This window comes from Janthinobacterium foliorum, from assembly GCF_978021625.1.
Window position 1 is genome coordinate 1 of the sequence record NZ_CDXDQE010000028.1, and the last position, 13,562, is coordinate 13,562.

General features: G+C 63.9%; 4 protein-coding genes. All 4 read left to right on the plus strand.

The genetic code is table 11. The features are described from left to right. The first annotated feature begins 14 nt into the window (after positions 1–14). The 4 genes from ACZ92H_RS29115 to ACZ92H_RS29130 all read left to right on the plus strand — a co-directional run bounded on the left by ACZ92H_RS29115 (position 15) and on the right by ACZ92H_RS29130 (position 13,242). Positions 15–8,051 carry a YDG domain-containing protein gene (locus ACZ92H_RS29115; protein WP_465051944.1) on the plus strand — a complete coding sequence of 2,679 codons (8,037 nt, stop codon included), beginning with the start codon at positions 15–17 and terminating at the stop codon, positions 8,049–8,051. 154 nt (positions 8,052–8,205) lie between these two features. Then, positions 8,206–9,048 (plus strand): sulfotransferase family protein, encoded by an 843-nt coding sequence (locus tag ACZ92H_RS29120; protein ID WP_131378318.1) that lies wholly within the window; start codon positions 8,206–8,208, stop codon positions 9,046–9,048. A 289-nt stretch (positions 9,049–9,337) separates the two neighbouring features. Further along, on the plus strand, positions 9,338–10,777 hold the full coding sequence (locus ACZ92H_RS29125) for a glycoside hydrolase family 19 protein (protein WP_465051943.1): 1,440 nt from the start codon (positions 9,338–9,340) through the stop codon (positions 10,775–10,777). Positions 10,778–10,881: 104 nt separating this feature from the next. Further along, positions 10,882–13,242, plus strand: a complete 2,361-nt coding sequence (locus tag ACZ92H_RS29130; RefSeq protein WP_465051942.1) for a chitinase C-terminal domain-containing protein — start codon at positions 10,882–10,884, stop codon at positions 13,240–13,242. Positions 13,243–13,562: the final 320 nt, after the last annotated feature.

The window sequence follows — 13,562 nt, forward strand, 5'->3', positions numbered from 1 at the left end:
GCACGGGCAAGGTCTTGAACCAGGGCAGCATCAGCGCGCCGGGCGGCTACGTGGCCTTGCTGGGCGCGAACGTGTCGAACGAGGGCACGATCCAGGCGCGCCTGGGTTCGGTAGCGCTGGCGGCGGGGCGCGCCATCACCCTGGACGTGGCGGGCGACGGCTTGCTGAACGTGGCGATCAATGCAGGCGCCGTGGGCGCGCTGGTGAACAATGGCGGCCTGATCCAGGCTGATGGCGGCAGCGTGGTCCTCACGGCACAGGCGGCCGGCGACCTCCTGAAAACCGTGGTCAACAACACGGGCGTGATCGAGGCGCACACGATCGACACGCGCGGCGGCACGATCAAGCTGCTGGGCGACATGCAAAGCGGCACGGTGAACGCGGCAGGCACGCTGGACGCCAGCGCGCCTGCGGGCGGCAATGGCGGCTTCATCGACACGTCGGCGGCGCACGTGAAGATCGACGATGGTCTGAAGGTGACGACGGCATCGAGCAAGGGCTTGTCCGGCACCTGGCTGATCGATCCGACCGACTTCAACATCGCCGTGTCCGGCGGCGACATGACAGGCACTTTCCTGAGCAACTCCTTGAAATCGGGCAATGTGCAAATCCAGAGCGTTTCCGGCGCGGGCGGCACGCAGGGCAATATCAATGTCAACGACACCATCAACTGGACGGCCAACAAGCTGACCCTGACGGCACAGAACAATATCAACATCAACAAGGCCATGCGCGGCGCGGGCACGGCCAGCCTGGCGCTCGAATATGGCCAGAGCGGGGTCGCGGCCGGCAATCTGTCCACGTACAACGTCAAGGCGGAAGTCGACCTGCCATCGGGCAACAACTTCAGTACCAAGCTGGGCAGCAATGGCAGCGTGACTGTGTACCAGGTCATCAACAGCCTGGGTGCCTTCAACAGCACCAGCGGCAGCGATGTGCAGGGCATGCAGGGTAATTTGTCCGGCAATTATGTGCTGGGCAGTAATATCGACGCCAGCGCCACGGCCGGCTGGGATGGCGGCAAGGGGTTTGTGCCCATCGGCAGTGATGCGGCGCCATTCACCGGCACGTTTGATGGCCTGGGCCATGAAATGATGGGATTGACGATCAGCCGCCCTGACGTGCCCGTCGGCTTGTTCGGCAATATCGGCACTGCGGGTGCCGTGCGCAATCTGGGTTTGAGCAATGTCAACATTGCGGGCTCGGCGGCGACGTATGGCAGCAGCTACGCCGGCGTCGGCGCACTGGCCGCCGCCAACAATGGCAAGATCGATAACGTGTATAGCAGCGGCGCCGTGAGTGGCTCCGGCTACGTCAACCTGGGTGGCCTGGTGGGCATGAATGCAGGAACGATCAGCAATAGCCGCGTTTCCGGCACGGTGGTCTCCGCCGGTGATCCCGGACCGGGCGGCTACGGCGCTGCAGGCGGCTTCGTCGGCCTCAACGCCGCGGGCGGCTTGATCAAGAGCAGTTCCAGTTCCGCCATCACCAGTTCCACGCGCTATGTCGCGGCAGGGCTGGTGGTCACCAATTCGGGCACGATCAGCGATAGCTATGCCACGGGCACCGTTAACGCAGGCGGCAACTATGGCGGCGGCCTGGTCAGTTTCAATAATGCCACGATCAGCAACAGCTATGCGACAGGCGCGATGAACGGCACGGGCAGCGCCGGCGGCCTGGTGGGAACCAATAACAGCGCCAGCGCCACCATCAGCAATAGCTATGCGACAGGCAAGGTGACTTCCACCGGCGGCTATGTCGGCGGCCTCGTGGGGCTGTTGCGCGGCACCTTGAACAACAGCTATGCGACGGGCGATGTGCAGACCACCTCGCTGGCAGGCGGCGTCGTCGGCTATAACGTGGGCGGCACCATCACCAATGTTTATGCCACCGGCAAGGTGACGGGCGGGGGCGCCAGCGTGGGCGCCATCGTCGGCGAGCATAACAGCGGTTCCATCAACCATGCCTACTTTGACAGCACGGTCAATGCCAGCTTGAATGGCGTTGGCCAAAGCTTCAATGGCGCCACCTCGAATGCGCAAGGGCTGAGCACGGCGCAGATGCTGGTATCGAGTAATTATGTGGGTTTTAATTTCACTACTACAGGCGGCGCCACCGGCAATAACTGGGCCGCGATCAGCGCCGAGGGCACGCTCAATGGCAGCACCGGCACGCGGCCGATGCTGGCCTCCGAGTGGTCGGCCACCATCAATTCGGTGCACCAGCTGCAATTGATGGCGATGAATAAATCGGCCAGCTACACCCTGGGCAGCAGCTTCGACGCTGCCGCCACTGCGGCCGCAGGCAAGGATATCTGGGGCACGGCCGGCTTCATCCCCGTTGGCAGCACCGCCTCGCCCTTCATCGGCAGCCTCGATGGCACGGGCCATATCATTTCGAACCTGAATATCGCCAAGTCCGGCGTGACGGACGTGGGCCTGTTCGGCGCCGTTGGCGCTGCCGGAACGATCGCGAACGTGGGCTTGTCCGGCGGCAGCGTGACGGGCGGCACCAACGTGGGCGCCCTGGCCGGCAGCAATGCGGGCACCATCAGCGGCAGCTTTGCCACCACCGGCGTGACGAGCACCGCCACGGGCGGCGGCCTGGTGGGCAGCAACACGGGCATGGTCGTGAACAGCTATGCCAGCGGCACCGTCAGCGGCGGCAGCATTGTCGGCGGCCTCGTCGGCAGCAATAACGGCAGCGTCGCTACCAGCTATGCGAATGGCAGCGTGAGCGGTTCCAGCAGCGTGGGCGGCCTGGTGGGGACGAATGGAGCCAGCGTCACGGGCAGCTACTGGGACACGGTGGCCAGCGGCCAGTCGACCAGCGCGGGTGGCACGGGCATGACGCCGGCGCTGCTGAAGAACCTGTCGAATTACACGGGTGCCGGCTGGGAACTGGCGCAGATGTGGGTGGTCTACGATGGCCAGAGCGGACCTTTCCTGCGCTCGTTCATGAAACAGGTCGCCGTGCGCGTTTCCTACGACAGCAAGGTCTATGACGGCATCGCCTATGCGGGTGGCAGCAACAGCGTCACCTACTCGAATACGGTGGCAGGCGCCAGCCTGCTGGGCACGCCTGTGTATGCGGGCAATGCCACAGGCGCCGTGAACGCGGGCATGTACGGCGTGTCGGCCAGTGGCCTGTATTCTTCGGGCGGTCAGTCCGGCTATGCGATCAGCTATATCGATGGCGGCCTGGTGATTACGCCGAAACAGATCAGCCTGAACGGCGCCACGGCGGGCAGCAAGGTATATGACGGCACCATGAACGCCGTGCTCAGCGGCGGCAGCCTGGCTGGCGTGCTGGCCGGCGACCTGGCCAATGTCAATCTCGCCACCTTGCTGGGCAGCTACACCAGCAAGAATGTCGGCAATGGTATCGCCGTGAATGCCACGGCTACCCTGGGCGGCAGCGCCGCCGGCAACTACACTCTGGCGGCGCTGGCGGGCGTTACTGGCGACATCACGCCGGCCACCATCAGTGTCAGCGGTTTGCTGGCAGGCAGCAAGATCTATGACGGCTTGACGGCGACGACACTCGACACGTCAGGAGTTGTGCTCACGGGCAAGTTCGGCAATGATGTGCTGACCGTGGCCGGCACGGCGGCCTTCAACGACAAGAATGCGGGGACGGGCAAGGTGGTCGGCATCAGCGGGCTGTCGCTGGGGGGCGCCGATGCGGGCAACTATGTCCTCGACGCCAGCACGGCCAGCGTGCATGCCGACATCACGGCCAAGGCCCTGACCATCACGGGCGTCAGCGCCGGCAATCGCGTGTACGACGGCACGTTGAACGCCAGCCTTTCCGGGGGCACGTTGAATGGCCTGGTCAATGGCGAAACCCTGGGCCTGTCCGGCCTGGCGGGAACCTTCGCCGACAAGAACGCCGGCACGAACAAGGTGGTGACCGTGAGCGGCGCCACCCTGGCCGATGGCGGCAACGGCGGCCTGGCCAGCAATTATACCGTCAGCAGTCCTGGCAACCTGACGGCAAATATAGCCAAGGCCAGCATCAGCGGCGTGTCGGGTATCGCGGCAGGCAACAAGGTGTATGACGGCGGCACCAGCGCCAGCCTGGATACGGCGGCGGCATCGTTCGGCGGCATGGTGGGCGGCGACAGCCTGACGGTGACGGGCGCCAGCGGCAGCTTCAGCGACAAGAACGCGGCCAATGGCAAGACGGTCAACATCACCGGCATCGCCCTGGGCGGCGCGGATGCGGGCAACTACATTCTGGCCGATGCAGGCACCAGCGCCACGGCGACGGCGAATATCGCCAAGGCCAGCATCAGCGGCGTGTCCGGCATCACGGCGGGCAACAAGGTGTACGACGGCCTGACGTCGGCCACGCTCGATGCGTCCGGCGCGGCATTTGGCGGCAAGATCGGCAACGACAACCTGACGGTGGCGGGCGCCAGCGGCAGTTTCAGCGACAAGAACGCGGCCAATGGCAAGACGGTCAACATCACCGGCATCGCCCTGGGCGGCGCGGATGCGGGCAACTATACCCTGGCGGACATGACGGCGACGGCGACGGCGAATATCGGCAAGGCCGGCATCAGCGGCGTGTCGGGCATTACGGCAGGCAACAAGGTGTATGACGGCGGCACCAGCGCCAGCCTGGATACGGCGGCGGCATCGTTCGGCGGCATGGTGGGCGGCGACAGCCTGACGGTGACGGGCGCCAGCGGCAGCTTCAGCGACAAGAACGCGGCCAATGGCAAGACGGTCAACATCACCGGCATCGCCCTGGGCGGCGCGGATGCGGGCAACTACATTCTGGCCGATGCAGGCACCAGCGCCACGGCGACGGCGAATATCGCCAAGGCCGGCATCAGCGGCGTGTCCGGCATTACGGCGGGCAACAAGGTGTACGACGGCCTGACGTCGGCCACGCTCGATGCGTCCGGCGCGGCATTTGGCGGCAAGATCGGCAACGACAACCTGACGGTGGCGGGCGCCAGCGGCAGCTTCAGCGACAAGAACGCGGCCAATGGCAAGACGGTCAACATCACCGGCATCGCCCTGGGCGGCGCGGATGCAGGCAACTACACCCTGGCGGACATGACGGCCACGGCGACGGCGAATATCGCCAAAGCCAGCATCAGCGGCGTGTCCGGCATCACGGCGGGCAACAAGGTGTACGACGGCCTGACATCGGCCACGCTCGATGCGTCCGGCGCGGCATTTGCTGGCAAGATCGGCAACGACAACCTGACGGTGACGGGCGCCAGCGGCAGCTTCAGCGACAAGAACGCGGCCATTGGCAAGACGGTCAAGATCACCGGCATCGCTCTGGGCGGCGCGGATGCGGGCAACTATACCTTGGCCGATGCAGGCACCAGCGCCACGGCGACGGCGAATATCGCCAAGGCCGGCATCAGCGGCGTGTCGGGCATTACGGCAGGCAACAAGGTGTATGACGGCGGCACCAGCGCCAGCCTGGATACGGCGGCGGCATCGTTCGGCGGCATGGTGGGCGGCGACAGCCTGACGGTGACGGGCGCCAGCGGCAGCTTCAGCGACAAGAACGCGGCCAATGGCAAGACGGTCAACATCACCGGCATCGCCCTGGGCGGCGCGGATGCAGGCAACTATACCTTGGCCGATGCAGGCACCAGCGCCACGGCGACGGCGAATATCGCCAAGGCCAGCATCAGCGGCGTGTCGGGCATCACGGCGGGCAACAAGGTGTATGACGGCCTCACGTCGGCCACGCTCGATGCGTCCGGCGCGGCATTTGGCGGCAAGATCGGCAACGACAACCTGACGGTGGCGGGCGCCAGCGGCAGTTTCAGCGACAAGAACGCGGCCAATGGCAAGACGGTCAACATCACCGGCATCGTCCTGGGCGGCGCGGATGCGGGCAACTACGAGCTGGCCAGCAGCTCGGCCAGCGCGACGGCAAATATCGGCAAGGCGAATATCAGCACGGTGAGCAACTTGCTGGCCGACAGCAAGGTATATGACGGCAGCGCCAGCGCCACGCTGCAGGCGCAGGGCGCCATCTTCAACGGCATCGTGGCCGGCGACAGCCTGTCCGCCAGCGCGGAAAGCGCCGTCTTCAGCGATAAGAACGTAGGCAATGGCAAGGCCGTCAGCATCACTGGCATCGTGCTAAGCGGCGCAGACGCCGGCAATTACAACTTGCTGGCCACCACGGGCAGCGCCACGGGCGATATCACGCCGAAAGCCCTGAGCATCACCGGCATGGCGGCGAATAACAAGGTCTACGATGGGACGACGGCGGCCGCCTTGTCGGGCGGTGCCTTGAGTGGCCTGGTGGGCGCGGAAACCCTGGGCGTGACGGGCCTGTCCGCCGTCTTTGCGGACAAGAACGCCGGCGGAGGCAAGGCCGTCACTGCCAGCGGCGCGGCCCTGGTCGACGGCGCCAACGGCGGCCTGGCGAGTAACTATACGATCAGCAATCCCACCGGCCTCACAGCCGATATCGCCCAGGCGGTGATCGGCAGCGTCGGCGGCATTACCGCAGGCAACAAGGTGTATGACGGCAGCAGCACTGCCACGCTGGACACGTCGGCCGCCAGCTTCAGCGGCTTGTTGCAGGGCGACAGCCTGGGTCTTGCCAGCGCCAGCGGCACTTTCAGTGACAAGAATGCGGGCGCCGGCAAGCAGGTGAGCATTACGGGCCTGTCCCTGAACGGCGCGGACGCCGGCAATTATGTATTGAACAGCACGGTAGCCAGCACCACGGCCGATATCACGGCCAAGGCATTGACCTTGAGCGGGCAGGTGGCGGGCAGCAAGGTATATGACGGCAATACCGTGGCCAGCCTGTCCGGTGGCGTGCTGGACGGCCTGGTGGGGGCGGAAACGCTGGGCATCTCGGGACAGCACGCCAGCTTCGGCGACAAGAATGCGGGCAATGGCAAGGCGGTCACGGTCAGCGGCACGACCTTGGTCGATGGCACGGGATTGGCCGCCAATTACACGGTGACTGATCCGGCGGGACTGACCGCGAGCATCACGCCTGCAACCATCAGCGGCGTCTCGGGCATTCTTGCCGCTGGCAAAGTGTACGACGGCACGACGAAGGCCAGCCTGAACCTGGCTGGCGCCACCTTCGACGGCATGGTGGCGGGCGATAGCCTGGCCCTGAGCCGCGGCGCGGTCAGCGGCGTGTTCAGCGACAAGAATGCGGCGACGGGCAAGACGGTGGCCATCAGCGGCCTGGGCCTCGGTGGCCAGGATGCGGGGAATTATGTGCTGGCCAGCACGCAAGCGACGGCCACTGCCGATATCACCCCAGCCAGCCTGGTGGTGCGCGCTTCGGGCGGCGACCGCGTGTACGATGCCACCACCAATGCCAGCGTCACCTTGAGCGACAACCGCATTGGCAACGACCAGCTGACGGTCGTGACAAACGGCGCCAGCTTCAGCGACAAGAATGCCGGCACGGGCAAGACGGTCACGGTGGCCGGCATCCGCCTGACGGGCGCCGATGCGGGCAATTACACGGTCAACCAGACGGCGACCAGCACGGCCGATATTGCCAGGGCGGTCTTGACGGTGAAAGTCGAGAATGCGGAAAAAGACCAGGGGCGCGCCAATCCCGATTTCAATGTTGTCTACACGGGCTTGCTGGGCGGCGATACGGTAGCGGGCGAACTGGGTGGCAATCTGGTGTTCGGCACGACGGCATCGACGGGCTCGGTGGCCAGCGATTACCTCGTATTGGCCTCGGGACAGACGTCGGTCAATTACAGCTTGAACTATGTCGGTGGCGTGCTGACAGTCAAGCCGACGGAGGCGTTGCGCAGCGCCATTTCGAATGTGATCGCGGCCGTCAACGTGGCGCCATCGCAGGGCAATATGGTGCAGGCCGACATGGTCGCGACTGGCGAGGCGGTGGCGGGCAAGCCGGCGGCACCGGGCGAAGGGGAGCAGGGCGGCAGCGCACCGGTGGTGCAACTGGCGGGCAATGTCGTCAGCAACGTCTTGCCGGGCCTGCGCCTGAGCGTGGTCGACAGCGGCTTGCGCCTGCCGATGGAAGCGGGTGGCAACAGCACCCAGGAAAGCCAGTAACGCAGGCGGCGTCTCCACGCGGGGATGCCGGAGTGCCGCTTCGTGTGTCGAAGCGGCATTTTTTATTGCGCCATAGCGCCGCGGCGCTCTTATAATTGCCGCACCATCCTTGTTTTCCTTCAGAAGCGCAGCGCTGAACAGAAAGTGACATCGCATGACATCCAATTTCATCGGCGTGGCCGGCCTGCCGCGCGCCGGTTCCACCCTGCTGTGCCAGTTGCTGGCGCAGCATCCCGACCTGCATTGCGAAGGCAATAGTTCCCCCTTGTGCAACGCCTTGCTGGGCATGCGGCGCATGGTCAGCGACGATGCTTTTTTTCTGTCGCAGCTCGATACCTCGTTCGACGCCAGCTACGGCCACCTGAAAACGGCCATGCAGGGTTTCTTGCGCGGCTGGTACCAGGACTGCGGCAAGCAGGGCGTGGTCGACAAGAATCGTGCCTGGCTGCATTGCGTGGAAATGCTGCTGCAACTGGCGCCGGAAGCGAAAATCATCGTTTGCGTGCGCGAACTGGGGCAAGTCTACGGCTCCATCGAAGCGCAGCACCAGCGCACCATCCTGCTCGACTTCGTCGATCACCTGGCCGACTTCGATCGCCTGGGGCGGGCGGACATGCTGTTTGCCAAGGACCGCACCATCGGTGCTCCATTGAGCTCGCTGCATGCCGTGCTGGACCTGCCCATCGAGGTACAGCAGAAACTGTATTTCGTGCGCTTCGAAGACTTGATGGCCCGTCCCGTGGAATGCATGTCGCACCTTTACGCATGGCTGGGCCTGGCGCCGTTCCAGATCGACCCGCAGGCGCTGGCAGTGGGCATCCAGGAAAGCGACAGCCACTACCGCATGAAATACACGCACCGCCAGCAAGCCACCATCAGCGCGCCCAGGCAGCATGCGATACCACCGCGTATCCAGGCACAGATCGAAAGCGCCTGCGGCTGGTTTTACGACTTGTATTATCCGCAATTCCAGCGCACGGCAACGCCACCGGCATGAAATGACGCGCGGCAGTGCTAATACCACTTGCCGCGCGCCTGCCGTCGCGGTATTGCTGAAAGCGGCTGCGTCTTCTTCTTTTTACATTTCCCTCATTCTTCGCCTCTGACGGCGTGGTCAGACCGCCCGCGGTCACTGGTATTGTAAAAAACACCGTTATATAAAACCACTTGACTACCAATTTTGGGCGTCGCATTCTCTGTGCAGAAAGCCGACGCTTCGCTGTGCTTTCTTTACGTACAACATAAAAGCTACACCGATAGTTTTCGTATAACGTTCAGGAGACATTGTGAAGATACGGCAAATAAGCCGGCTGGCCACGCCCTTGATGGCTGGCCTGCTGGGCAGCGCGCTGCTCGCTTGCGGCGGCAATAGCACCACCGAACCCCCTTCGGCCTTGCTGGCCGCCACCGTCGCGGGAGACAATTGCGCGGCCTGGAACGCCAGCGTTGCCTATACGGCGGGCCAGTGCGCCGTGTATGACGGCAAGGTCTACCGCGCCAAGTGGTGGGTGCAGGGCACGGCACCGAATAACGACCAGTGGGGACCGTGGAGCCTCGATACCGCCACGCCGACACCCACTCCTACGCCGACACCGACACCGACACCGACGCCGACACCGACACCCACGCCTGGCGTTCCCACCAAGGCGCAGGCCGAGGCCAACGAGGCGGCGCTGACGAATAACGATTTCTTCCGTAAAGTGAAAGCGTCGATCCGCACCTTGCCCAATGCGCAGGTCGAGGCCGTCCAGCCTGGATTGGCCGGCAACCCGCTCAACGTCAAGCGCGTGGAGCGCCTGATGCCGGCGGCCAAGTGGGATTATTATTTTGCCGCGCGCGACGCCAGCTACACTTACCAGCGCTTCCTGCAGGCCGTGGCCAAGTTCCCCGCCGTGTGCGACGACTACAGCGACGGGCGCAATGCGGACGCCATCTGCCGGCACAGCCTGTCGACCATGTTTGCCCACTTCGGACAGGAGACGGGCGACCACAACGCCAGCAGCCCGCTGCCGCAATGGCGCCAGGGCTTGAAGTATCTGCGCGAGCTGGGCTGCGACGAGACGGGCGCCGGCTGCGGCTACAACATCGAGTGCGCCGACCCCGTCTTCAACAAGGTGTGGACCTGCGGCACGAATGCCGATGGCAGCTTCAAGAAGTATTTTGGCCGCGGCGCCAAGCAGCTGTCCTACAACTACAACTATGGCCCGTTCTCGCAAGCCATGCACGACGGCGACCAGTCCGTGCTGCTGAAAAATCCGGACCTGGTGGCCTCGACCTGGCTGAACCTGGCCTCGGCCACGTTCTTCTTTGTCTATCCGCAACCGCCGAAACCGTCGATGCTGCACGTGCTCGATGGCACATGGGTGCCGAACGCGGCCGATACGGCGGCCGGCGCGGGAAATAACTTCGCCACCACCATCATGATCATCAATGCCGAGTGCGGGCAGGGCACGGAAAAGCAGGCCGCGCAAAACCGCATCGATTACTACAAGCAGTTTGCCGCGGACATGGGCTGGAACTATTCCGGCGAGCAATTGTCGTGCGCCAACATGCAGCGCTTCACCCCGGCCAGTTCCGCAGCCTACAACATCTATTGGGAAAAGAACTGGAGCGCGGGTGGCGAGAACCAATGCCAGCTGGTCAGCTATCAAACCCCGTACAGCGCCCTGCTGGCCGGGAACTACGTGAAATGCGTGGAAGCCAACTGGAATGTGAAGTTGCAGTAGCAGTAGAAGCAGTACAAGCCAGCCAGGGATCACAGTTGACAAGAGCCCCATGAGGGGCCTGCGACAAGCTCTCGATGTACAACCATTACGGAGACAGACACCACATGAAATCGAATGCATTATTGATGGCCTTGCTCAGCGGCGTGCTCGTCGCTTGCGGCGGCGGCCAGGATGGCACGACCGCCACGCCGAATAGCCTGCACGCCACCGTCGAGGCTTGCGCCGTCTGGGACGCCGCCACCGTCTACACGGGTGGCCAGTGCGTGGTCTACCAGGGCGTCAGCTACAAGGCCAAGTGGTGGACGCAGGGCAATGTCCCCAGCGCCACCGACACGTGGGGTCCATGGGCGGTGACGGATACACCAACCCCGACGCCGACGCCGACGCCGACGCCAACCCCGACGCCGACGCCGACCCCGACACCGACGCCAACGCCAACGCCAACGCCAACGCCAACGCCGCCGCCAACGCCGACGCCGACGCCGACGCCGACGGCTTGCCGTCCGGACGGCTTGATCTCGGCCGTGCCGAATGTGCCGTATTGCAAGGTCTACGATGCGAATGGCCGCGAAGTGCTGGGCAATGGCTTGAACCGGCGCATCGTCGGCTATTTCGCCAGCTGGCGCACGGGCGTCGATGGCAGCCCCACCTACCTGGTGAACAACCTGCCGTGGGACAAGATCACCCACCTGAACTATGCGTTTGCCACCGTCGATCCGGCCACCTCGAAAATCGCCATCGGCAGCGGCGCGGCCAATCCGGACACGGGCCTGACCTGGCCGAACGTGCCGGCGGCAGCCATGGACCCGTCGCTGCCCTACAAGGGCCATTTCAATTTGCTGGCGCAATACAAGAAGAAGTATCCGGGCGTGAAACTGATGATTTCCGTGGGCGGCTGGGCCGGTAGCGGTGGCTTCTACACGGCCACGACGAACGCGGATGGCAGCATCAACACGGCCGGCATCAACACCCTGGCCGATTCCATGGTGGCGTTCGTGCGCCAATACAACTTCTTCGATGGCGTCGATGTTGATTACGAACATCCGACCACCAACAATGAAGCGGGCAATCCGAACGACTTCGCCGTCTCGAAGCCGCGCCTGGCGGGATTGATGACGAGCTATAACGTGCTGCTGAAAGTGCTGCGCCAGAAGCTCGACGAAGCGGCCGTGCAGGACAACAAGTATTACTTGCTGACCATTGCCGGCTCCGCTTCGGGCTGGGTCTTGCGCGGCGAGGAAAACATGTCGGGCTTGAAATATCTCGATTACGCCAGCCTGATGTCGTATGACTTGCACGGCGCGTGGAACCAGTACGTGGGACCGAACGCGGCGCTGTTTGACGATGGCAACGATGGTGAGCTGCGCGCGGGTAATGCCTACCAGTTCCAGAACATCGGCTACCTGAACACGGACTGGGCGTACCGCTACTACCGTGGCGCCATGCAGGCGGGGCGCATCAATATCGGCGTGCCGTTCTACACGCGGGGCTGGAAGGATGTGACGGGCGGCACCAACGGCCTGTGGGGCACGACGCCGTTGATCAGCTCCACGGTCACGTGCGCCGGCACCAAGACGTGCGGCACGGGCGCCACCGGCATCGACAACGTGTGGTTCGACCTGGACTCGCAGGGCAAACCGACGCCGGGCGGCGGCAACCCCATCTGGCATGCGCTGAACTTGCAGAACGGCATCGTGCCGAGCTACCTGGACGCGTACAAAGTCACGGACAAGGCGCTGGTGGGCACCTATGTGCCGTACTACAGCAGCACCATGGTGGCGCCGTGGCTGTGGAATGCGACCAAAAAAGTGTTCATTTCCACGGAAACCACGCAGTCGATCGCGGCCAAGGCCCAGTACATCGTCAATAACAATATCGGCGGCGTGATGATCTGGGAAATGGCCGGCGACTATGCCTGGGATGCCACGCGCAACGGCGGCAAGGGCGAGTATTTCATGGGCACCACGCTGACGGACGTGCTGTACCAGGCCTTCCGCACGGCCGGCGCGTATGGCAACAAGCGCGCCGAAATCGCCATGCCGGGCACGGCGGCCAACATCAGCATCACCCTCGGTGGCTGGAAGCTGGGCGATAACAACTTCCCCATCAATCCGGTGATGACGGTGAAAAACAACACCGCGTCGACCCTGCCTGGCGGTACCGTGGTGGAGTTCGACTATCCCGTGTCGGCGCCGTCGGACATGAGCGACCAGTCCGGCTTCGGCTTGACGGTAATCAATGCCGGCTACACGGGGCCGAACAATATCGGCGGCTTCACGAAGAACTACAACCGGGCCCGCTTTGCGATTCCCGCCTGGCAATCGCTGGCGCCAGGCGGCTCCGTGGCGCTGACCCTGAACTACCGCCTGCCCATCTCGGGACCGGCCAACTACACGGTCACCGTGGGCGGCACCAAGTACGCATTGACGCAGGAGTATCCGGAATTGCCGGTGGCGCTGCCGTAACGTTGCTGATGCCGTAACGTAAAAAGGGCGGAACCGCGGTTCCGCCCTTTTTTATGCAGCTTCTTGTGTAGTAAAACGCCGGACAAAACCGTCGTGAGCGGCAGCGATTTGTGGCTAAGAAGCGCAACCGTGCCAGAGCACGGTGAGCATCGCAGGCCGCAAAGCGCGCCGCGCAGCAGGTTTGGTCCGGTGTTTAGAACCAGGTTTCCACCTGGAAGCCGTAGGACGTGCCGCTGGTATTGTTGTTGTAGATCGGGCCGCCGTTGTTGGCCGCGTTGACCGAGGCCGTGGCCGCATCGTTCCATTTGCCGTAGGTCACG

Bases quoted from the DNA above. Each gene is read 5' to 3' on its own strand.
- ACZ92H_RS29130 (WP_465051942.1), top strand. From the start codon at position 10,882: ATGAAATCGAATGCATTATTGATGGCCTTGCTCAGCGGCGTGCTCGTC.
- ACZ92H_RS29120 (WP_131378318.1), top strand. From the start codon at position 8,206: ATGACATCCAATTTCATCGGCGTGGCCGGCCTGCCGCGCGCCGGTTCC.